The sequence below is a fragment of the Paenibacillus melissococcoides genome (assembly GCA_944800085.1).
GTDB classification, from domain to species: Bacteria; Bacillota; Bacilli; order Paenibacillales; family Paenibacillaceae; genus Paenibacillus_B; species Paenibacillus_B melissococcoides.
This window is the reverse complement of record CALYLO010000007.1, coordinates 128,414-150,000: the sequence shown is the minus strand read 5'-3', so window position 1 is coordinate 150,000 and position 21,587 is coordinate 128,414. Positions and strand designations below refer to the sequence as shown.

15 protein-coding genes, 9 tRNA genes, 1 rRNA gene and 1 pseudogene are annotated in these 21,587 nt (G+C 55.1%); 23 read left to right on the top strand and 3 right to left on the bottom strand.

What is annotated here, in order from left to right; all coding sequences use genetic code 11:
• The first annotated feature begins 15 nt into the window (after positions 1-15).
• The 12 genes from OCY70_RS23685 (at position 16) to OCY70_RS23630 (ending at position 6,548) form a co-directional block, all read left to right on the top strand.
• Positions 16-91, top strand: a tRNA-Ala gene (locus OCY70_RS23685).
• A gap of 99 nt (positions 92-190) precedes the next feature.
• Positions 191-3,117 (top strand): 23S ribosomal RNA (locus OCY70_RS23680).
• A gap of 113 nt (positions 3,118-3,230) precedes the next feature.
• Positions 3,231-3,319 (top strand) — tRNA-Ser (locus OCY70_RS23675).
• 25 nt (positions 3,320-3,344) lie between these two features.
• Positions 3,345-3,421, top strand: a tRNA-Met gene (locus tag OCY70_RS23670).
• Between the two features lie 9 nt (positions 3,422-3,430).
• Positions 3,431-3,506, top strand: a tRNA-Val gene (locus OCY70_RS23665).
• Between the two features lie 6 nt (positions 3,507-3,512).
• A tRNA-Thr gene (locus OCY70_RS23660) sits at positions 3,513-3,588 on the top strand.
• Positions 3,589-3,597: 9 nt separating this feature from the next.
• Positions 3,598-3,674: transfer RNA gene (locus OCY70_RS23655), tRNA-Asp, on the top strand.
• Between the two features lie 68 nt (positions 3,675-3,742).
• A tRNA-Phe gene (locus OCY70_RS23650) sits at positions 3,743-3,818 on the top strand.
• 9 nt (positions 3,819-3,827) lie between these two features.
• Positions 3,828-3,913, top strand: a tRNA-Tyr gene (locus OCY70_RS23645).
• 7 nt (positions 3,914-3,920) lie between these two features.
• Positions 3,921-3,996 (top strand) — tRNA-Lys (locus tag OCY70_RS23640).
• 206 nt (positions 3,997-4,202) lie between these two features.
• A complete protein-coding gene (locus tag OCY70_RS23635) occupies positions 4,203-5,324 on the top strand; it encodes a PucR family transcriptional regulator (RefSeq protein WP_249725579.1) in 1,122 nt (373 codons plus the stop codon).
• 102 nt (positions 5,325-5,426) lie between these two features.
• Positions 5,427-6,548, top strand: coding sequence for an ABC transporter ATP-binding protein (locus OCY70_RS23630; RefSeq protein ID WP_213430832.1), 1,122 nt, complete (start codon positions 5,427-5,429; stop codon positions 6,546-6,548).
• Between the two features lie 312 nt (positions 6,549-6,860).
• Here OCY70_RS23630 and OCY70_RS23625 read toward each other — a convergent pair whose 3' ends face one another.
• On the bottom strand, positions 6,861-7,436 hold the full coding sequence (locus OCY70_RS23625; protein WP_249725580.1) for an ABC transporter permease: 576 nt from the start codon (positions 7,434-7,436) through the stop codon (positions 6,861-6,863).
• 226 nt (positions 7,437-7,662) lie between these two features.
• Positions 7,663-7,839: pseudogene (locus OCY70_RS23620) on the bottom strand (ABC transporter permease); the annotation flags it as partial.
• A gap of 298 nt (positions 7,840-8,137) precedes the next feature.
• Here OCY70_RS23620 and hprK point away from each other — a divergent pair.
• From hprK to OCY70_RS23590, 6 genes are all read left to right on the top strand, one after another.
• On the top strand, positions 8,138-9,076 hold the full coding sequence (hprK, locus tag OCY70_RS23615) for an HPr(Ser) kinase/phosphatase (protein WP_213430833.1): 939 nt from the start codon (positions 8,138-8,140) through the stop codon (positions 9,074-9,076).
• A 35-nt stretch (positions 9,077-9,111) separates the two neighbouring features.
• Positions 9,112-10,212, top strand: a complete 1,101-nt coding sequence (lgt, locus tag OCY70_RS23610; protein WP_213430834.1) for a prolipoprotein diacylglyceryl transferase — start codon at positions 9,112-9,114, stop codon at positions 10,210-10,212.
• Between the two features lie 4 nt (positions 10,213-10,216).
• Positions 10,217-10,870, top strand: coding sequence for a pyrophosphatase PpaX (ppaX, locus tag OCY70_RS23605; RefSeq protein WP_213430835.1), 654 nt, complete (start codon positions 10,217-10,219; stop codon positions 10,868-10,870).
• Positions 10,867-11,391, top strand: coding sequence for an acyltransferase (locus tag OCY70_RS23600; protein WP_213430836.1), 525 nt, complete (start codon positions 10,867-10,869; stop codon positions 11,389-11,391). Before ppaX ends, OCY70_RS23600 begins: the two co-directional genes overlap by 4 nt.
• 171 nt (positions 11,392-11,562) lie before the next feature.
• Entirely contained in the window at positions 11,563-12,816 is a 1,254-nt protein-coding gene (locus OCY70_RS23595; RefSeq protein ID WP_213430837.1) for a polysaccharide deacetylase family protein, read from the top strand.
• 227 nt (positions 12,817-13,043) lie between these two features.
• The gene (locus OCY70_RS23590) at positions 13,044-14,225 is read left to right on the top strand and encodes an acyltransferase (RefSeq protein WP_213430838.1); all 1,182 of its coding nucleotides are present in this window, start codon (positions 13,044-13,046) and stop codon (positions 14,223-14,225) included.
• A 404-nt stretch (positions 14,226-14,629) separates the two neighbouring features.
• Here the strand turns inward: OCY70_RS23590 and OCY70_RS23585 are convergent, their stop codons facing one another.
• Positions 14,630-15,820, bottom strand: coding sequence for an IS4 family transposase (locus OCY70_RS23585; RefSeq protein ID WP_261944587.1), 1,191 nt, complete (start codon positions 15,818-15,820; stop codon positions 14,630-14,632).
• A gap of 483 nt (positions 15,821-16,303) precedes the next feature.
• Between OCY70_RS23585 and OCY70_RS23580 the strand changes: the two genes are divergently transcribed.
• From OCY70_RS23580 to hisH, 5 genes are all read left to right on the top strand, one after another.
• Positions 16,304-17,515 (top strand): ATP phosphoribosyltransferase regulatory subunit, encoded by a 1,212-nt coding sequence (locus tag OCY70_RS23580; protein ID WP_213429831.1) that lies wholly within the window; start codon positions 16,304-16,306, stop codon positions 17,513-17,515.
• 81 nt (positions 17,516-17,596) lie between these two features.
• Positions 17,597-18,229: an ATP phosphoribosyltransferase gene (gene hisG / locus OCY70_RS23575; RefSeq protein WP_213429832.1), complete on the top strand. Its 633-nt coding sequence runs from the start codon at positions 17,597-17,599 to the stop codon at positions 18,227-18,229.
• Between the two features lie 211 nt (positions 18,230-18,440).
• Entirely contained in the window at positions 18,441-19,727 is a 1,287-nt protein-coding gene (gene hisD / locus OCY70_RS23570; protein ID WP_213429833.1) for a histidinol dehydrogenase, read from the top strand.
• 82 nt (positions 19,728-19,809) lie between these two features.
• Positions 19,810-20,415, top strand: a complete 606-nt coding sequence (gene hisB / locus OCY70_RS23565; protein ID WP_261945049.1) for an imidazoleglycerol-phosphate dehydratase HisB — start codon at positions 19,810-19,812, stop codon at positions 20,413-20,415.
• A gap of 3 nt (positions 20,416-20,418) precedes the next feature.
• Entirely contained in the window at positions 20,419-21,051 is a 633-nt protein-coding gene (gene hisH, locus OCY70_RS23560; RefSeq protein WP_213429835.1) for an imidazole glycerol phosphate synthase subunit HisH, read from the top strand.
• The last annotated feature ends 536 nt before the right edge of the window (positions 21,052-21,587 follow it).

Genomic DNA, 21,587 nt, shown 5'->3' with positions numbered 1-21,587 from the left:
TTTCATATCCCGTATGGGGCCATAGCTCAGCTGGGAGAGCGCCTGCCTTGCAAGCAGGAGGTCAGGAGTTCGATCCTCCTTGGCTCCACCATAATCATCATTTCTTGATTTTGTACCTTGAAAACTGAATCGCGAAAGTAAAGCTTAGAATCATCCTTATAGTTGATAAAGCTCAGCAATGAGCATACTAGGTTAAGCTAGTAAGAGCACACGGAGGATGCCTAGGCGCCAGGAGCCGACGAAGGACGTGGCGAACGACGAAATTGCCTCGGGGAGCTGTAAGCAAGCATCGATCCGGGGATGTCCGAATGGGGAAACCCGGCTGCTGTAATAGGCAGTCACTCATACCTGAATCCATAGGGTGTGAAGAGGCATACGAGGGGAACTGAAACATCTAAGTACCCTCAGGAAGAGAAAACAATAGTGATTCCGTCAGTAGCGGCGAGCGAACGCGGAAGAGCCTAAACCGGAGAGCTTGCTCTCCGGGGTTGTGGGACGTCTCATATGGAGTCAGAAAGGCAGTTTATTAGACGAAGAGGTCTGGAAAGGCCCGCCGTAGAAGGTAATAGCCCTGTACTCGAAAGTAAATGCCCTCCGAGACGGATCCCGAGTACCGCGGGACACGTGAAACCCCGTGGGAATCCGGCAGGACCATCTGCTAAGGCTAAATACTCCCTGGCGACCGATAGTGAAGCAGTACCGTGAGGGAAAGGTGAAAAGCACCCCGGAAGGGGAGTGAAACAGAACCTGAAACCGTGTGCTTACAAGAAGTCAGAGCTCGTTATATGAGTGATGGCGTGCCTTTTGTAGAATGAACCGGCGAGTTACGTTTACGTGCAAGGTTAAGGTGAAAAGCCGCAGCCGCAGCGAAAGCGAGTCTGAATAGGGCGAATGAGTACGTAGGCGTAGACCCGAAACCGTGTGATCTACCCCTGTCCAGGGTGAAGGTGCGGTAACACGCACTGGAGGCCCGAACCCACGAATGTTGAAAAATTCGGGGATGAGGTGGGGGTAGCGGAGAAATTCCAATCGAACTCGGAGATAGCTGGTTCTCCCCGAAATAGCTTTAGGGCTAGCCTCGGAGGAAGAGTCGTGGAGGTAGAGCACTGATTGGGTGCGGGGCCCGCCAAGGGTTACCAAGCTCAGTCAAACTCCGAATGCCATGGACTTATTATCCGGGAGTCAGACAATGGGTGCTAAGGTCCGTTGTCAAGAGGGAAACAGCCCAGACCATCAGCTAAGGCCCCTAAGTGTACGTTAAGTGGGAAAGGATGTGGAGTTGCCCAGACAACCAGGATGTTGGCTTAGAAGCAGCCATCATTTAAAGAGTGCGTAATAGCTCACTGGTCGAGTGACTCTGCGCCGAAAATGTAACGGGGCTAAACGTACCGCCGAAGCTATGGATTACCGTAAGGTAGTGGTAGGGGAGCGTTGTGTACCGGGTTGAAGGCAGACCGGAAGGACTGCTGGACTGTACACAAGTGAGAATGCCGGTATGAGTAACGAAAAGACTGGTGAGAATCCAGTCCGCCGAAAGCCTAAGGGTTCCTGGGGAAGGCTCGTCCGCCCAGGGTAAGTCGGGACCTAAGGCGAGGCCGAAAGGCGTAGTCGAAGGACAACAGGTTGAAATTCCTGTACCACCGTAGCCGTTATGAGCAATGGGGGGACGCAGAAGGATAGGGACGCGAGCTGATGGATGCTCGTCCAAGCAGTGAGGCTGGTCAGTAGGCAAATCCGCTGACCGTAAGGCTGGGCTGTGACGGGGAGGGAAAATGACAGTACCGAAGGTCTTGATTTCATGCTGCCAAGAAAAGCCTCTAGCCAGGTGAAGGTGCCCGTACCGCAAACCGACACAGGTAGGCGAGAAGAGAATTCTAAGGCGCGCGGAAGAACTCTCGTTAAGGAACTCGGCAAAATGACCCCGTAACTTTGGGAGAAGGGGTGCCCCGGTAGGGTGAATAGCCCGAGGGGGCCGCAGTGAATAGGCCCGAGCGACTGTTTAGCAAAAACACAGGTCTGTGCGAAGCCGTAAGGCGAAGTATACGGGCTGACGCCTGCCCGGTGCTGGAAGGTTAAGGGGAGTGGTTAGCCGGAAGGCGAAGCTATGAACCGAAGCCCCAGTAAACGGCGGCCGTAACTATAACGGTCCTAAGGTAGCGAAATTCCTTGTCAGGTAAATTCTGACCCGCACGAATGGCGTAACGACTTGGGCGCTGTCTCAACGAGAGATCCGGTGAAATTTTAATACCTGTGAAGATGCAGGTTACCCGCGACAAGACGGAAAGACCCCATGGAGCTTTACTGCAGCTTGATATTGGACTTTGGTACGGTCTGTACAGGATAGGTGGGAGCCTGGGAAGCCGGAGCGCCAGCTTCGGTGGAGGCGCCGTTGGGATACCACCCTGATCGTATCGGAGTTCTAACCTGGGACCGTGAAGCCGGTTCGGGGACAGTGTCAGGCGGGCAGTTTGACTGGGGCGGTCGCCTCCTAAAGAGTAACGGAGGCGCCCCAAGGTTCCCTCAGAATGGTTGGAAATCATTCGAAGAGTGCAAAGGCAGAAGGGAGCTTGACTGCGAGACCTACAAGTCGAGCAGGGACGAAAGTCGGGCTTAGTGATCCGGTGGTACCGCATGGAAGGGCCATCGCTCAACGGATAAAAGCTACCCTGGGGATAACAGGCTTATCTCCCCCAAGAGTCCACATCGACGGGGAGGTTTGGCACCTCGATGTCGGCTCATCGCATCCTGGGGCTGAAGTAGGTCCCAAGGGTTGGGCTGTTCGCCCATTAAAGCGGTACGCGAGCTGGGTTCAGAACGTCGTGAGACAGTTCGGTCCCTATCTGTCGCGGGCGTAGGAAATTTGAGAGGAGCTGTCCTTAGTACGAGAGGACCGGGATGGACGTACCGCTGGTGTACCAGTTGTCTCGCCAGAGGCATAGCTGGGTAGCCAAGTACGGAAGGGATAAGCGCTGAAAGCATCTAAGCGTGAAGCCCCCCTCAAGATGAGATTTCCCACATTGGTAAGACCCCTTGAAGACGACGAGGTAGATAGGTTGGAGGTGGAAGTGCAGCAATGCATGGAGCTGACCAATACTAATCGGTCGAGGGCTTATCCTACTATGATGATTTTATGATTCTTTGCTTTCGCATTCAGTTTTTAAGGTGCAAGGTCTTGATTTGAGCATGTGAATCGCGTATAATACGGTGGACAGGCATTTTACATGCGATGTGGAGAGGTACCCAAGAGGCCGAAGGGGGCGCTTTGCTAAAGCGTTAGGGTGTAACAGCCGCGAGGGTTCGAATCCCTCTCTCTCCGCCACAGTGATTTACAACCTTTCTAATATGGCGGCGTAGCTCAGCTGGCTAGAGCGTACGGTTCATACCCGTGAGGTCGGGGGTTCGATCCCCTCCGCCGCTACCAATTTCATAAGGACGCTTAGCTCAGCTGGGAGAGCATCTGCCTTACAAGCAGAGGGTCGGCGGTTCGATCCCGTCAGCGTCCACCATATTTCGCCGGTGTAGCTCAGTTGGTAGAGCGGCTGACTTGTAATCAGTAGGTCGTGGGTTCGACTCCTATCGCCGGCACCATTTAACTAAGGAGCTGTGGTGTAGAGGCCTAACATGCCTGCCTGTCACGCAGGAGAACGCGGGTTCGAATCCCGTCAGCTCCGCCATTTTAACTTTCGTGAGAGTGGCGACGCATTATGTGCACCACTTTATTTTTTTGAAAAGGTATAGATTTGGCTCGGTAGCTCAGTCGGTAGAGCAGAGGACTGAAAATCCTCGTGTCGGCGGTTCGATTCCGTCCCGAGCCACCATCCAAATATGGAGGATTAGCGAAGTGGCCAAACGCAGCAGACTGTAAATCTGTTCCCGTACGGGTTCGGTGGTTCGAATCCATCATCCTCCACCATTTATAAGAGCCATTAGCTCAGTTGGTAGAGCACCTGACTTTTAATCAGGGTGTCGAAGGTTCGAGTCCTTCATGGCTCACCAGTTTTTACTTCAGGACTTCAGTAGATGAACTGAAGTTTTTTTGTTTTTCGGCCGGGTTTGATTTGATCAAGCCCGGCCTTTTTGCGATCTGCAAGCGGTAAGGGAAGCATTGCTTCACTCTGTTGCAATCTCACCGCTCGATGGATATGAAGACGGCCTGTCAGTTATGATACAATGGGAACAATAACGCAGAAGGGATAAGACGGGTGGAGAGATTCGGTATGGATAAGGAAGCGCTGCAGCAGCAGATCGAACATATATTGGATGCCTCTCTGGAGAAGTTGTCCGTGCCTTCATCGACATGGAGGGAATGGACCGGAGGAGAAGCGCTGGCGGACGGCCAGCCGGCAGTCCTGGCGAAGCGGGGGAATGCCTGGTATATGCTGTGGAAGCCAGGAAAGGCGGCCACGGAAGTCTTGAAGCTGGAAGGCCGGGAGCTTGCTGGTCAGGAACGGCAATGGCTTCAGCTTATTTTGCGGATGGAACATCGTCCGAAGCCTTCGCTGGCGGCCACGCATATTAGCGATGAGCAGCAGGCTCACATGTTCGGGCAATGGGTTGCGGACCGGGTGAAGGAGGGCGAGGCGAATGCGGAGGTGCCGGACAGCTTCTCCTGGAAAAGTAAGCTGTTCATTCAAGTTGTGCCGTTCCTGCTCGTTGCCGAGCATGCCCATCGGGAGACACCCGCCTATCAAGAATTGTACAAATTGCTCCGCTCTTATTTCGGCGGCGAGGTCATTCTCATTCCGCTGTCGGATAAGGAATGGCTTATCCTGTGTCCCGAGCAGCTGACCCAACCCGGCTCGGGAGAAGACGAGAACGAAGAGCGCGAGACGATGGAAGAGCTGCTGACGTCCTACTGTCTCGGACTCTATGAGCTGTTGTCAAGCGAATGGGTCGGAGAGAGCCATCTCACCATCGGGTACCCGTTCACGCCGGCGAAGGGCATTCCGGGCGTCGTATCCCAATTGAGGGAGACGCTGTATTTGGGCCGGGCTTTTCACGTGACCGACAATATTCATCTGCCTTGGGAGCTGCATCTGGAGCGGTTGGTCAACAGCATTCCCGACGAGGTGCGGGAGCAGTTCCTGCAGCGGGTCGTCACGAAGGCGGAGAGCTTCGCGGATCCGGAGACGATGGCGACGCTGCAGCATTTTTTCCAGTTCGACTGCAGCGTAAGCGAGACCGCCAAGCGGCTGTACATCCATCGCAATACCCTTTTATACCGATTGGATAAATTCAAGCATGAAACCGGGCTCGATGTGCGCAAATTTTCCGACGCGGTCTTGGTGAAGCTGATATTGCTATTGTATAAAGTAACAAAATAAGACGATCATTTTTTGTGCATATTGTGTATAGTTATTTGTACAGGGTTCCGATACAATAAGGGTAACCGATTTCAGGAATATACGTATAAGGGGGAAACGCACATGGCAGGCGTTCGCTTAGAGCATATTTACAAAAAGTACCCGGGATCCGATAATGCAACGGTAAAAGATATCAACCTCGATATTCAGGACAAAGAGTTCCTCGTATTGGTTGGTCCGTCCGGTTGCGGTAAATCGACAACACTTCGCATGATTGCAGGTTTGGAAGAAATCTCCGACGGGAAATTGTACATTGGCGACCGCCTTGTTAATGACGTGGCTCCAAAAGACCGCGACATCGCGATGGTATTCCAATCCTACGCGTTGTATCCGCACATGAACGTATACCAAAACATGGCGTTCGGTCTGAAATTGCGTAAATTCAAAAAAGAAGACATCGACAAGCGCGTGCGCGAAGCAGCTCGCATCCTCGATATCGAGCATTTGCTGGATCGCAAGCCGAAGGCATTGTCCGGCGGTCAGCGCCAGCGTGTCGCTCTCGGCCGTGCCATCGTTCGTGAGCCGCAAGTGTTCCTGATGGACGAACCGCTCTCCAACTTGGACGCGAAGCTTCGTGGACAGATGCGTTCCGAGATTACGAAATTGTCGAAGCGTCTGCAAACGACCGTTATCTACGTAACGCACGACCAGATTGAGGCAATGACGATGGGCGATCGGATCGTCGTTATGAAGGACGGCATTATTCAACAAGCGGCAGCACCTGACGTGCTCTACAACAATCCGCTTAACATGTTCGTTGCAGGCTTCATCGGTTCCCCTACGATGAACTTCATCAAGGGCTCCCTGGTAGAAGAGAACGGCACGACCCGCTTCAGAACGACAGGTCTGGACGTGGCTGTGCCAGCAGGCAAGGCGCAAGTGCTGAAGGAAAAAGGCTACCTCGGCAAAGAAGTCATTCTGGGCGTTCGTCCAGAGGACATTCATGAAGAGCCGGTCTTCCTGGAAGCTTCGCCGAACACGGTATTTACGGCGTCGATTGAAGTTACAGAGAACATGGGTCATGAAATGTTCCTGTATCTGACCGGCATCGGTGCCGAGACGGTTATCGCACGCGTAGACGGCCGCTCCAACTCGAGAGAAGGACAGAACGTCAAGCTTGCCATCGATATGAACAAAGTGCATGTTTTCGATACCGAGTCCGAATTGAACGTATTCGAAAACTAATCCGATATAAGGAAAGCGGAGGTTTCCGGTCTGGGAGCCTCCGCTTTTTGGCATAATATGAGGGCATGGCCGGGCCCCCTGAACCTGCAGTTAACATGCATTTCTAGTAAAAATGATGCGGAATTACATCAATTTATCCTATAAGAGGGTAAATTAGGTGATATTGCTGCAAAAATTCATCTTTTTTCCTATATTATCACAATGCGCCGCGGCACGGCTTGAAATTGATGTATATTTGCAGGATTCCCCCTGGAGGCAGAAGGTTCCGGCGGAAGTACAGAACAGACAGGTTCGTCATCCAGCGGCGGGTCTTCATTGCGTCCTCCCTCCTGACAACAGCTGCCGCCGAATCTGCGGATGGTACCAGGCGCAGAACAGATCGATCATGAGGCTGCCGGCCACGACGGCGAAGGTGCTCAGCAGAATGGCTGCCAGCAGCACGGGGTAATCATGGCTTTGCGCCGATTTGCGCGCGAGCATGCCTAGTCCGGGCCAGGAGAACAGCGTTTCGATAACGACCGACCCGGCAAAAGTTAAAGATAGGGACATGCCGATATAAGATAAGAAAGGAAGCGCCGCATTGGGCAACATGTGGCGGAAAATGATTCGATGCCGGGAGACGCCGCGCATGAGCAGGGCCCGCACAAATTCTTTGTCGTTGATGACGGTAACGTGATTCCGCAATAGTTGAATGTAATAGCCAATATGTGATAGCGCGAGGGCGGCGGCAGGCAGCGCAAGATGCCGGAGCCGTCCGATCCAGCCTTCCGCACCGCTGCCCATTCCGGCGATGGGGAACCACTGCAGCGCAATGGAGAACACCAGAATCAAGCACACAGCGAGGTAGAAGGTCGGAAACGACATGAGCACGAGACTGACCGCAGTCACCCGTGCGATCCATCTTCGAGGGAGGCCTCAAGCCTCTCATCGTACCGAAGAGTAGTGAGAGGAGAAGAGTAAGAAATGTGCCGGCCAGCATGAGCTGCACCGTCGGGCCGATGGCTTGGCCGATCAGGACGTCGACGCGCTCGCCGCTCAGATAAGAGCGTCCCCAATCGCCCTGCATAATGCCTTGCAGCCACTTGACGTACTGCCAATAGCACGGTTCGTCCAGACCGAGGTTGGCGCGAATGCGCAGCTGATCGGCGGGGGTCAGCTTCCGAATCTGATCCCCGTACAGCGCCATAGCCGGATCGCCCGGGAGCAGACGAATAAAGATGAATACGAGCAGGCTGACGATCAGTAAGACGATAATGGCCTCGCCCGCCCTGGAAAAGAGATATCTTCGCAAATCGATCCTCCTGTCTGCGGATATCCCGTAACACGAATCATGCAACAAGTAACACTATAGCATGATGTCACGATTTGGTAAATGCGTAACACTGAAAAATGGAGGACTCTGCATAAAATCTTTATATTTGGAAGCTATGATGAAAAAACAATCCCGATCAAAGAGCATGAGCCTGAGCGCTAATTGATCTGACCGGCGATTTCCGATACGATGGTTACAATGAGGAATAGGCACTTCGTGGCCTGCGTAGACGAGGAGCGGGAACGGTTGGAGTGCGGGAGACGAAGGAGTGAACAGAATGGCCAAGAGAGTAAAAGTGGCCGAGATGGTGGAGCAGTTCCATCTGGAGGTACTGGCCGGGGAACAGGGGTTGAAGCGGCTGATTACAGTGGATGATTTGCATCGCCCCGGCCTGGAAATGGCGGGTTACTTCGAATACCATCCGAAGGAGCGCGTTCAACTCCTCGGCAAGACCGAGCTTGCGTTTTTCGAGACGCTGACTCCAGAGGAGAAGCGGGATCGAATGTATCATTTCTGTTCGGAAGAGATGCCCTGCATCATCGTGACGCGGGGATTGGATGTGCCGGAAGAGATTCTCGACGTATGCCAGGAAGAAGACGTGCCCTTGCTGCGGACGCAGTTGGCGACGACGATTCTCTCCAGCCGCATTACGAGCTTCCTGGAGAAGAAGCTGGCGCCGACGACGACGATCCACGGCGTATTGGTCGACGTCTATGGCGTCGGCATGCTGATTACCGGAGGGAGCGGCATCGGGAAAAGCGAGACGGCGTTGGAACTGGTCAAGCGCGGCCATCGTCTGGTCGCCGACGACGCGGTCGAGATTCGGCAGACATCGGACAACCAGCTCCATGGCTCGGCACCGGAGCTAATCCGGCATTTGCTTGAGATTCGCGGCATCGGCATCATTAATGTGATGACGCTGTTCGGAGCCGGCGCCATCCGCAACAACAAGCGGATCAGCGTCGTCATTCGCCTGGAGAACTGGCAGCAGGATAAGCAGTATGACCGTCTTGGCCTGGATGAGGAGACGACGCGCATCATCGAGACGGATGTGCCGCTCGTCACCGTGCCGGTGCGTCCCGGACGGAACCTGGCCGTCATCATCGAGGTGGCTGCGATGAACTTCCGCCTGAAGCGGATGGGCTACAATGCGGCGCTTCAATTCACGAACAAGCTGACTGAGACGATCGCCGAGGATATGGAAGACTTTGATTGAGACTTGCATTCTCAACCCATAAGGAGTGTGGATGGATGGCAACGATGTTGCTGGATCCGGTGGCATTTTCGATCGGCGCGATCAAGGTGCACTGGTATGGCATTATATTAGGCACAGCCGCGGTGGTCGGCTTGCTGCTGGCAATTCGGGAAGGCAAAAGATTTGGGATTTCTCAAGATTTTTTCATGGATTTGCTGCTGTTCGGCGTGCCTTCCGCCATTGTCGGGGCGCGTATCTATTACGTTGCCTTCAAATGGGATGATTACAAAGACAACTTATTGGAAATCTTTAAAATCTGGCATGGCGGAATCGCCATTTATGGCGCATTAATCGGCGCCGTGATTTGCGCGCTGATCTATGTCAGAAAAAAAGGATACTCCTTCTGGCGCATCGCGGATATTTGCGCGCCGGGCCTGCTGATCGGACAAGCGATCGGACGGTGGGGCAACTTCGTCAATCAGGAAGCGTACGGAGGGCCAACAACCGAAGCGTTCCTCCGCGACACGCTGCATCTGCCGAACTTCATCATCAACCAGATGAATGTGAACGGAACCTTCCATCACCCGACCTTCCTGTATGAATCGCTGTGGAGCTTCGTCGGCGTGCTTCTGCTGTTCGGCTTCCGCCGGCTGCGCGGCGTCCGCAGCGGGGAAGTGTTCATCGGCTACCTGATCTGGTATTCGATCGGCCGGTTCTTCATTGAAGGGCTGCGCACCGACAGTCTGGCCTACCAAGGATCCGGTTGGGTGGAATCGATTATCGACACGCTATGGTCGCCGATGCGGCTCGTATTCGAGCCGGGGTATCTCGATCCGAATTACGGCAATGTACGGATCTCGCAGCTGCTGGCCATCTTCCTGATCGTCGGCGGCATCGCCCTTATCATCATCCGCCGGGTAACCGGCGCTTCGAAGGCGCTGTATCGCGATCCGATTGTATCGACGAAGTCCGCCCCGGTCATGGAAGCGGCGGAGCGCGGCGCGAACGGCGCCGGAAGCAAGACGGAGGCGGAAGCTCCTGCGATCCCGCAGTCCGATGAGGAAGCCCCCTCTTCCCGGGAAGGGGCCGAGGACAAGCCTGAATCGGCGGAGCCGCCTGCAGCCGCGGAAGAGGAACGTGACATAAAGGAGAAATAGCATCATGATTCATACTGTATTGTTCGATCTGGACGGAACAATTATCGATACCAATGAACTGATTATCGAGACTTTCCTGCATGTGTTGCTGGAGCGCACGCCGACTCCGCTGACACGGGAACAGATTATTCCGAGCATGGGAATGCCGCTCGAATATCAACTGCGGAAGTTCAGCGGCTTGGACGATGTGGAGGAGCTCAAAGCCGCTTACCGGCGGTACAATATATCCCGGCATGATGAGCTGGTGCGCGAGTTCCCGCATGTGAAGGAAGTGATCGGCGCCTTGCACGAGGGCGGCATCCAGCTCGGCATCGTCACGACGAAGATGCGCGAGACGACGGAGCGGGCCTTGCGCATGTTCGGCTTGCTGGATCAGATGGGCGCCGTCGTCACGATCGACGATGTCCAGCATGCGAAGCCGCATCCGGAGCCGGTAATGCTTGCCATCGAGAAGCTGAAGGCCGACCCGGCGACGACGCTTATGGTGGGCGACAGCCCGGCCGATATCCAGGCGGCCAATGCGGCCGGCGCGATCTCCTGCGGCGTTGCCTGGTCATTGAAGGGCGAAGCGGTGCTTCGCCAATACGAACCGCGCCATATCATTCATGATATGCGCGATATTTTGACACTCGTTGGATGGGAGCGGGAATCCAAGTGAGAGATCTGGAGCGGCATCCTGTCGAAGGGCCGAACAGCCTGTGGCAAATATACCGGTCGGTAAGCCCCTGGAAGGGCGTCTGGAACTTCATCTGGGTTCAGTTCGCCCGTTACTGCCCTTCGGTGCGGCTCAAGCGATGGATTTATGTGCATCTGTTGAAGATGAAAGTCGGCCGCCATACGGCCTTCGGGCTGATGGCCATGGTCGATGTTTTCTTCCCGGAGTATATCGAGGTCGGGGACAACACGATTATCGGCTACAATTCGACGCTGCTGGCCCATGAGTATTTGACAAACGAATACCGTCTCGGGAAGGTCCGCATCGGCAGCCATGTGATGATTGGGGCGAACAGCACCATTCTGGCGGGCGTGACGATCGGCGATCATGCGGTGATCGCGGCGGGAACGGTCGTGCATAAAAATGTATTGCCCGGCCAGATGGTAGCCGGTAACCCGATGCGGGTCATTCGTGAAGCCCGCCCGGCTGCCGGCGAGGCAAACGGTTCGGGGCCCGGATCCTAATCCGGCAGTCGTATGGGAGGCTGCCGGTTTTTCCTGTTGGAGGCCCTCTCGGGACTTCGATATGTACTATCAATTTTTTAGATAAATAAGAAAAGTAAGAAATGACAAGCATCAGGGAATGTGCTAATGTTGGATGGATGCAACAAAGAGATGGTGTAGAGGATGAAGGGAATGAGGATGAGACGTGCTGCAGGCGCGGTGCTCCTGATTGCCCTGCTGTGCGTCGCGCTGTTCATTGATATTGACAGGAATGATATCGTCAGCCGCCCTCTCGTCTGGAAGGGTCAAGCCAACCAAGGCGAGTACGCGCTTCAGGCAGGCGGAGAATGGTATATCTCGGCTGATGCGCTGCAGCAAGCATACGGAGTGGACGTACATATCGTCGATGAAGGAAAAGAGCTTCAGATGTACCCGACGACGAGACCGGAATCGCAATGGGATTATAAGCCGGTCTTTTATGAGGATCAGGTTGTTGTACTCATGTACCACAATGTAGAGAAGAACCCGGACAACGTCACGTTTATCTCGCCGGAGCAGTTCGAGGAGCAGCTTCAGGCGATGATGAGCAGCGGGTTTCATGTGATAACCATGGATGAATATATCGATTATATGCTGAACGGCGCCCCGGTCCCGCCGAATGCCGTGATGCTTACCTTCGATGACGGGTACGAGACGTTCTATACGGAAGTGTACCCGGTGCTGCGGAAATACCATCTTACCGCTACGAACTTCGTTATCGTCGAGACGATTGATAATCCGAAGCAGACCAAGCACAAGAAGCTGACCTGGGCGCAGATGCGGGAGATGAAGGAGCAGGGGATGAGCTTCTACAGCCATACCTTCAACTCTCATGCATATCGCCCGGTGAATGAACGGGGCTATCTCCGCCCGATGCTGACCTGGAAGAGGTACCTGAGGAAAGAAGACCGCAAGGAGACCGAAGAGGAATATGAGGAGCGGGTTCGCCGCGATCTGGCCAAGGCGGAGAAGGTGCTGAAGGAGGAGCTGGGCAATACGCACAGCTTGCTGGCGTTTCCGTTCGGCGCCTATAACAGCAAGGTGCTGGAGATTTGCCGCGAGCTGGATATCCCGATTACGTTCACGGTTCGACCCGGGATTAACGGGCGGACCAACCGGAACGGGTTCCGCATCAATGCGGGGAATCAGCAGATTGCGACGCCGAGGCTTATCGAGCAGATGCGCAACGGGGGCGCGCATACGAAGGTGGCCCGCGTCAAGCCGAGCCGAATCGTGACCTGGAACGGCGCGGAGCTGGTGCTGTCTGTTCCCCCTATCGTGAAGAACGGAAAATGGTATGTTGCGCTCAACGATTTGAAGCATCATTTCCGGTTGAGCTATAAGATGAGAGATGCGGATCGCAGCATCGAGTTGTTCCCGGGGCAATATTCGGATAATGGCATATAATATACCGCCACGCGTAAACTTTACTAGTCGAATCTTCCATTAAAAAGCGATGTTTTCGGTTGAGGTTAGTCGAATTTTGACATATAATGTTATGTTGTAAATGTTTTTCATTTCATAACCTGCAATCATTCATCATTTAGGAGCAGGCGCTGCTGGTCGATCCGAGACTGGCCGCACCTGCCTGTTCAGATGCTTGCCGGCCGGCAGGTGTCGGAAAGGAAGGACAAATGAGCCGCAAAGAGCACATTACTGCCATTCCTATTGTGCGAGCGCTGGCCATGATTGGCGTCATCAGCGTCCATTCCACCTCGCAGGCAACGGTAGATATGGTTGATTCGAACTGGTATTATCTGTATAACTTTTTCAACATCTTTTTCAAATACGGAACGCCGACCTTCATTCTGCTGAGCAGCTTCGTGCTGTTCTACAACTATGGGGGACGGGACAAGCTGGAGCCCGCCGTGCTGGGCAAGTTCTACCGGAACCGGCTGCTGTACGTCATCATACCGTATATCGTCGCATCGACCGGGTACTTCCTGATGCAGCATATGATGTATTACCGCAACCGCGGCTTCGAGGATTCGATGTATTCCTTTTTCACGAAGTTATTGACCGGATCGGCTTATACGCACTTATACTTTGTTTTTATCAGCATTCAGTTCTACATCTTGTTCCCGTTCATGCTCAAGCTGTTCCGCTCCAAGACGATATTGGCTTGGTCGATTCCGCTCGGGCTGCTGCTGCAGTGGGGCTTCGTGCTCTGGAATAAGTATGACCTCCAGATTGTCAATAAAGGCAGCATCTCGCTGTCTTATGTCAGCTATTATTTCCTGGGCGCCTATGTTGGCCTGAACTACGAAAAGATTCGGCCGTGGCTGACATCGCTCGGGCAGAAGGGCAATCCGCTCCGTTACCGGATCGGGTCGCTCACGCTGTGGGGCGCTTGGCTGCTGTTCGCGCTGCTTCATGTGCAGGTCTGGTTCTGGTCCCGTTCGACCAACGAATGGACCAACTCGCTTGTCTATGAGATGCTGTGGAACTTCCATACGCTCACATCGGCCATCGTCTTGATGCAGCTCGCCTTTTTCCTGGAACGGAAGCTGCCGGACTGGCTTCGCAAAGCTCTGGTGCAGCTGGGGGATCTGTCCTTCGGCATCTACCTGCTGCATCCCGTGTTCCTTGCCCTGTACCGCAAATATGCTTGGCATGGGGGCGGCTCGCTTGCATACCTGCTGTATATCGCGGGAGGCTATGCCGTCGCGCTCGGCTTGTCCTGGCTCGTCGTCTATGCGGCATTCCGCTTCATCCCGTTCGCCTGGATCGGATTCGGCGCCGTCCCGCGCAGCTTTAAGGCGAAGCGGGCGTCCCGGCAAAAATCGGGATCTATCACCCCGGGAACAAGCGCATAATGGAATTCAAGGGGCTGTCCGATAAGCAGTGTTTTAGCTGCAGCGGGCAGTCCCACCCCTGCTTCTCACAGCTAAGTGGCTGAAAAAACTGTGAATATGCAGTTTCCCTTGATGACGTGTACTCCGTCACAAGGGTTCCTGTAAAACCGCCTCAATTTCAGACTATCTAATAGATTAAAGACAAAAATTGATGAAAATAATGGATTTTTGCAGGAATTTCATCAAATAGTGCCTCAAATAACACTAGCGTTGCATTGAGCGGTTAGTTCATAATCTAATTTCAATTAACATCAATATATGATATATATTTACATTTGCGATGTCCGCGCTAAGTCTAAAAAAGTCGAGCTGGAAACAGACCCTACGCGTTATCCATTATATGTAAAAATCGTTTTCGTTTGTCATTACGTCACAATCAGTCTCGGTTTCATCGACTTTGTTGCCTTTTTCGGACGTCTCCCATTTCGCTTTGGTCGACCTCTAGATGTTCGAGTCGGCTTGCGGTTGAGTGCAGCGATCAAATTTTCCCATGGTTTTTCCGCATAGATGCGAATCAACTGGAGGAGGTCCCATGTCGACTTTTTACAGTCCAGTGTTAATTTAATCAGCAAACAGAGAGCATACGCGATTAAAGCAATATACATTTGGTTCCAAATCGCTTCGGCCGTATAACCGTGGGGTTTTACCAATCGAATATGCTGCTTGACCCATTTAAAAAACAACTCAATATGCCAGCGATTTCGATAAATCTCGGCAATTTGATGTGCGGATAAGTCAAATCGATTCGTTACAATTCGATAGGTACGCCCTTGGTCATCGTTAAACTCAATCAAACGCAGAACCGCTGGCAGCTCAGGCATCGTCACATCAGCATCAAGGATAAACCCATTCTGCCTTTTGGGGAGGTCTCTTTTTCTGATGATCGTTAACCGGCTCTTTTGCTTGACGCGGCAAACAAATTTAATCTTATCCTCTACCCATTTCTGAAAATGGTCGTACACCTGGTATCCTCGGTCCATCACGTAGGTCGCATCTTTATCCACTGTAAATTCCAACACGACTTCATGATCGGCTACATCTTTGGTTGAAGCGACGATCTTGTCTGGATACATCGTTTTGGAGTCCGCAACGACCAAGGAGGTGTGCATCTTCACGCCATGGCTACTTTTGGAACAATAGGACCATTTCGCGAGAATGGGAGGTAGTGTAATTCCCGATGAATCGATTAGCTTGAGTTTCCCAATACCAGGCGTAATGCCTCGTTTCCCTTTTGTAAGTTGCTTGATTCGATCAATGAGCGAGAAAAAGAGCGTCTGAAGATACTCCATAGGCAGCCGTTTCAGCTTCCGCGATAGTTGGGAAGCGCTTATGCTCTTGAGTCCAAGCAGTTCTTGAAATTCAGGATTAGCGGCTACATGCTCTGACATGACTTTGTATGAGTCTCGTTGCTGAAGCTGTGCCTCTACAAATAAGAGTGTCGAAGCGCCGACAAACAGCTTTTGGGCCCGGTAATCCAATGACTCGTGTCGAGTAGAATGAACATGTAGCCATTTTAGGCATTGACAAATGACGTTTTGATTCGGTACGTTATCCATAGAAATCTCCTTTGTTGAGGCGTTTTTATGGATAACGCTTTGGGTAACTCAACAATAGGAGATTTCTTTATTTTTGTCCACGAATATAGTTCAATAAGTTACAAATATAGAGACTTATGGGATAGAAATTTTCGTAAAAAGATTGATGCAACGCTAGTGCTCAAATAACGTAAATTGCTGCATTCACGCAGGATTTCACTGCCTCATCCATCTTCCGCCGCTTTGATCTTCCACCGCTTGGCCCGCCGCTATTTTTCCCGCCTCCCCATTCTCTGTTCACCCCTTACCCCAATCCTTATGCCCTGCCTATGAGACCCCCTTTTTTGCCGTGTGCGGCAGCGTTGACAGAAGACCCGCTTAGGGATTGACGGTGACGCCGATCCGTGATAATATTACCTTTAAATTTTTACTTCATTTTGCTAATTAATTAACTTGGTATCACTGTACCATATTAAAGTAAAATGCATAATACGGGGTGAGACCATGTCGAAGCCGAGAATGTTCGAGAAGCCGTCCGGCGTGCGGGATTATTTGCCGGAAGCGGTTCGCAAGCTAAGAGAAATCGAGCGGAAGGTGCTCCATACGATGGAGTGCTGGGGATATACGCAAATCATTACCCCGACGATGGAATTCTATGACACGGTAGGAACGGCCAGCGCCACCTCCGATCAGAAGCTGTTCAAGCTTCTGAACCAGCGCGGAACGCCGATGGTGCTGCGTTCGGATATGACGGGGCCGATCGCGCGCGTCGTCTCTTCCTTGCTCGGCAAGGAGCCGTTCCCGATTCGCCTGTCCTATCATGCGAATGTGTTCCGGGCGATGGAAGACGAGGCGGGGCGGGAGGCCGAGTTTTTCCAGACGGGCGCGGAGCTGGCGGGCGACGGTTCGCCGGAGGCGGATGCGGAGGTCATCGCGCTGGCGATCGCCTGCCTGAAGGCCTCGGGGATCGAGCGGTTCAAGGTGGCCCTCGGGCATCACGGATATGTGCAGAGCTTGTTCGAGGATGCGCTGCCCGGGGATGAGGAGAACCAGCTGCGCCTGAAGCAGCTGCTGATTCAGCGCGACGTGGTCGGCTACCGGGCGCAGGTGAGCCTGCTCGGCCTGGATGCCGAGCAGATCGAGCCGCTGGAGGCGCTGCTGCAGCTCCGGGGCGGGCGCGCGGTGCTGGACCAGGCGCGCACGCTGTACGGGAAGCCGGAGATGGCGGCCTCGCTTGCTCATCTGGAGCAGGTATGGGAAGTGCTGGAGGCGTACGGGGCGGCAGAGCATCTGCTGCTCGATTTGACGATGCTGGGGGACTTTTCTTATTATACGGGCACGATTTTCGAAGGATATGCCGCAGACATGGGGTTCCCGGTCATGAGCGGCGGGCGTTACGATCATTTGCTGCAGCAATTCGGCCGTCCTGCTCCGGCGACGGGCTTCGCGCTCAAGACGACGCGCATTATGGATGCCTTGTCCCGGCCTGGCGGGAACGAAGAGGAGCAGGCGAAGCCGGTGCTGATTCAGTATGAGGCGGCCCGGCGGGCGGACGCCTTGGCGGAAGCGGCCCGGCTGCGTGCGGCAGGCGTGATCGCCGTTACCCGGCTGCTGAGTGGCGGCGCGGCGGGAAGGACATCCCGGGACGGAGCGGAAGCCGATGGCCAGCCGCAGGGCGGCCGTTACCGCGAAGTGCTCACCTTTACGCAATCATGACGCAGGAGAGATGACGGGACCGGGGCTGGGAGCCGGAATTGCGCTTCGCCTCGCGGCCCCCGTGAATACAGGAGGGATACGATGCAGGATTGGTTGAAGGTGGCTATGCCGAAGGGCCGGATCTACAAGCAGGCTTCCACGCTCTTTCGCGATGCGGGGCTGCCGGTCCCTGAGGATGAAGAGGATTCCCGCAAGCTGATCATTGACGTGCCGGAAGCACGGATGCAGTTCATTATGGCGAAGCCGGTCGACGTTCCGACTTATGTCGAGTACGGGGTGGCGGATGTCGGCATCGCCGGCAAAGATGTGCTGATGGAAGAGAACAAGGATGTCTATGAGCTGCTCGATCTCGGCATTGCCCGCTGCCGGATGTCGGTCATTGGCCTTCCGTCCTGGAAGCCATCCATTCATCTGCGGGTTGCGACGAAGTACCCGAATGTCGCTTCGCAGTATTTCCGGGAACAGGGCCAGCAGGTGGAAGTGATTAAGCTGAACGGCTCGATCGAGCTCGCTCCGTTAATCGGGCTGGCGGATCGGATCGTCGATATGGTCGAGACCGGCAAAACGTTGAAGGAGAACGGCCTCGTGGAGCTGGAAGAGATGTTCGGCATTACGAGCCGGCTGATTGCGAACCGGGTCAGCTACCGGATGAAGAACGAAGCGATTCAGCAGCTATCCGACCGGATTCAGCGCGTCCTGCCTCCGCAGTTGTAGGAGATGCGGGCTGCCGCCGTCCGATTCGTGCTACTTCGAGCGGATTTATGGCGGAATGAAATAGATTTATACAGATAGCAGGTTGATTGCAAGAGATATATGAAGGACAGAGAGAACGGCAGGATCGCGGTCGATCGGACCCGCCGCCGGATAGAGGCAGCGATGTGATGGACGCCTGCGGTACATTTCAGGAGAGGACGGGAGAAGCAGCATGCGGATTATCGAAGCAGCGGATTGGCGTGTGGAGCGCAAGGCAGATTATGGAACGCGGGAGCAGTTGGAGACGGTTCAGGCGATTATCCGGGATGTGCGGAAGGAGGGGGATGCGGCGGTCCTCCGTTATACCGGACAGTTCGACCGGATGGAGCTGGCTTCGGCGCAGCTTCGCATCGCACCGGAGGAGATTGAGGCGGCTTACGGGCAAGTGAAGGACGCCTTCCTCGCCGCCCTGCGCGAGGCGGCCGCGAATATCCGCGCCTTCCACGAGAAGCAGAAGCGCACGTCATGGATGGATTTCCAGCCGGACGGCACGCTGCTAGGGCAAATTGTACGGCCGCTGAAGCGGGTCGGCGTCTATGTCCCCGGCGGGAGCGCGGCTTATCCTTCGTCCGTGCTGATGAACGTCATCCCCGCTCAGGTCGCGGGCGTGCCCGAGATCGTCATGGTCACGCCGCCCTCGACCGGCGGCCAGGGCGGGATCGACCCGCATATTCTGGTCGCGGCGGCGGAAGCCGGCGTGAAGGAAATCTACCAGGTTGGCGGAGCCCAAGCGATCGCCGCCCTGGCTTATGGCACGGAGATGATCGCCCCGGTCGACAAAATCTGCGGGCCGGGCAACATTTATGTCGCCCTGGCGAAGCGCGAGGTGTACGGCGCGGTCGATATCGACAGCATCGCCGGCCCTTCCGAGATTGTCGTCTTGGCGGATGCGACGGCGACGCCGGCCTATGTGGCGGCCGATCTGCTGTCCCAGGCCGAGCATGACGCGATGGCGTCGGCCGTGCTCGTCACAGACTCGCGCCAGCTCGCGGAGGCGGTGGCCGCCGAGGTGGAGCGCCAGCTCGCCACGCTGCCGCGCCGGGACATCGCGGCGAAGTCGCTGGAAGGGTACGGGGCGATCGTGGTGGTGCCCGGGCTGAAGGAAGGCGTAGAGCTGGTCAACCGCCTCGCGCCGGAGCATCTGGAGATTGTGACGTCCGACCCGATGGAATGGGTGGGCGCGATCGAGAATGCCGGCGCGATTTTCCTCGGCGAGTACAGCTCCGAGCCGGTAGGCGACTATTACGCCGGTCCGAACCACATCATTCCGACGAACGGCACGGCGCGCTTCTCTTCGCCGGTCGACGTCGAGATGTTCATGAAGAAGTCGAGTCTGATCCGGTACAGCCGGGAGGCGCTGCAGCGGGACGGGGAGCGGATTATGGAGCTCGCCCGCCACGAAGGCCTGGAGGCGCATGCCCGCGCGATCGGAATCCGGCTCGGGCAGATGAAGGAATAGAACACCGGCTGCCGGGGCAGGGAGAGCTGTCAGGCGGCGCTGCCGCAATACAGCATACACGAGAAGAAGGGCGGAACGATCAATGGAATATGGAGCATTGCAAGCGCGGGAAGCGGCCATTGCCCGCACCACGAATGAGACGGATATACAGTTGTCGTTCAATGTAGACGGAAGCGGCATAAGCCGCCTGGAGACGGGCGTGCCGTTCCTCAACCATATGCTGGACCTGTTCGCGAAGCATGGCCAGTTCGATCTCGCCGTCCAGGCGAAGGGAGATACGGATATCGACGACCACCATACGGTGGAGGATATCGCTATCTGTCTCGGCCAGGCGCTGCGCGAGGCGCTCGGGAACAAAGCGGGCATCCGGCGCTATGCCTCGGTGTTCGTCCCGATGGACGAGGCGCTTGCCCAAGTCGTCATCGATCTGAGCAACCGGCCTCACTTCGAGCACCGCGCGGTCTATCCGGCGGCCCGGGTCGGGGCGTTCGATACCGAGCTGGTGCATGAATTTCTATGGAAGCTGGCGCTGGAGAGCCGCATGACGCTTCATGTTATCGTTCATTACGGGCAGAACACGCACCATATTATCGAAGCCGTGTTCAAGGCGCTCGGGCGGGCCCTGGATGAAGCGACCGCGATCGATCCGCGCGTGCAGGGCGTTCCGTCCACCAAGGGAGTGCTGTAAGCCATGATTGCGGTATTGGATTACGGAATGGGGAATCTGCACAGCGTCAGCACGGCGGTGGAACGCCTCGGCTATGAAGCGGCCATCTGCCGCGAGCCCGGGGAGCTGGCGGAGGCCGGCGGCATCATTCTGCCCGGCGTGGGCGCGTTCGGCGATGCGATGGAATCGCTGCAGGCGACCGGCCTGGGCCGGGCGTTCACGGAGGCGGTGCAGACCGGGAAGCCGGCCCTCGGCATCTGCCTCGGCATGCAGCTGCTCTTCGAGGAAGGGGAAGAGCATGGCCGCCATGCCGGACTCGGGCTGCTGCCCGGCCGGGTTGTCCGCTTCGAGGGCGGCCATTACAAGGTGCCGCATATGGGCTGGAACCGGCTGCAATGGCGGCAGCCGGATCATGCGCTGACGGCCGGGCTGGAGGAAGGGCATGTCTACTTCGTCCACTCGTACCATGTGCTGGCCGGGAAGCAGGAGGACGTGATCGCCACCTGCCAATACGGAGGCCATAGGGTTACGGCGATGGTCGGCCGGGGCCGCCTGTACGGGATGCAGTTCCACCCCGAGAAGAGCGGGGAAGTGGGCCGGCTGCTGCTCGAGCGGTTCCTCCGTCTGGCCGAGGGTCCGCGAGCGGCTCGGGATTGATCTAGCGATCCCGGACCGAAAGTGCTCAGTTGTTGAAAAGACACTCAGTTGCCGAAGAATAAGTTATCGAAGAGTCAGTCGCCGAAGAGTCAGTCGCGAAGGAGAAGGCGAGGAGAAGGAGATGCGGAGGCGCGGGGAGGAAAAGCACGAGGCAGGAGCGGGAAAAGTGCGCCGTGGGGCGATAATGGGCGAAAGCTGCAAAAGTGCAGTTTTTTTGACTGTTTATGCTGTGAAAAGAAGAATTTCCTGCAGCGTTGCATCAATTCGTGAAATAAAGGGCGGATTGCGGAATATATGGGCAAAATGATGTATTTTTGCAGGATTGGCGTCGAATACGCTTGCCCCAAAAAACAAAACTGTAATTTTGCAGGATTGGTGGGGCAGCGGGAGCACGTGTGGGTGTTGCATCCGAAGAGAAGAAGTATATCATCACGGAAGCACAAGGGGTTCCAGTGACAAGGAGGTAACCTTATGACGGCATATCCGGCCATCGATAATTTCACTATAAAGAGGTGTCGGTACAGGAAGTCAAAGAG

What these genes read in the sequence shown, in the direction of transcription:
- hisD (WP_213429833.1), top strand. Translation starts at nt 18,441, where the DNA reads ATGCGGATTATCGAAGCAGCGGATTGGCGTGTGGAGCGCAAGGCAGAT.
- OCY70_RS23630 (WP_213430832.1), top strand. Translation starts at nt 5,427, where the DNA reads ATGGCAGGCGTTCGCTTAGAGCATATTTACAAAAAGTACCCGGGATCC.
- lgt (WP_213430834.1), top strand. Translation starts at nt 9,112, where the DNA reads ATGGCAACGATGTTGCTGGATCCGGTGGCATTTTCGATCGGCGCGATC.
- OCY70_RS23595 (WP_213430837.1), top strand. Translation starts at nt 11,563, where the DNA reads ATGAGGATGAGACGTGCTGCAGGCGCGGTGCTCCTGATTGCCCTGCTG.
- OCY70_RS23590 (WP_213430838.1), top strand. Translation starts at nt 13,044, where the DNA reads ATGAGCCGCAAAGAGCACATTACTGCCATTCCTATTGTGCGAGCGCTG.
- OCY70_RS23585 (WP_261944587.1), bottom strand. Translation starts at nt 15,820, where the DNA reads ATGGATAACGTACCGAATCAAAACGTCATTTGTCAATGCCTAAAATGG.
- hisB (WP_261945049.1), top strand. Translation starts at nt 19,810, where the DNA reads ATGGAATATGGAGCATTGCAAGCGCGGGAAGCGGCCATTGCCCGCACC.
- OCY70_RS23580 (WP_213429831.1), top strand. Translation starts at nt 16,304, where the DNA reads ATGTCGAAGCCGAGAATGTTCGAGAAGCCGTCCGGCGTGCGGGATTAT.
- hisH (WP_213429835.1), top strand. Translation starts at nt 20,419, where the DNA reads ATGATTGCGGTATTGGATTACGGAATGGGGAATCTGCACAGCGTCAGC.
- hprK (WP_213430833.1), top strand. Translation starts at nt 8,138, where the DNA reads ATGGCCAAGAGAGTAAAAGTGGCCGAGATGGTGGAGCAGTTCCATCTG.
- hisG (WP_213429832.1), top strand. Translation starts at nt 17,597, where the DNA reads ATGCAGGATTGGTTGAAGGTGGCTATGCCGAAGGGCCGGATCTACAAG.
- ppaX (WP_213430835.1), top strand. Translation starts at nt 10,217, where the DNA reads ATGATTCATACTGTATTGTTCGATCTGGACGGAACAATTATCGATACC.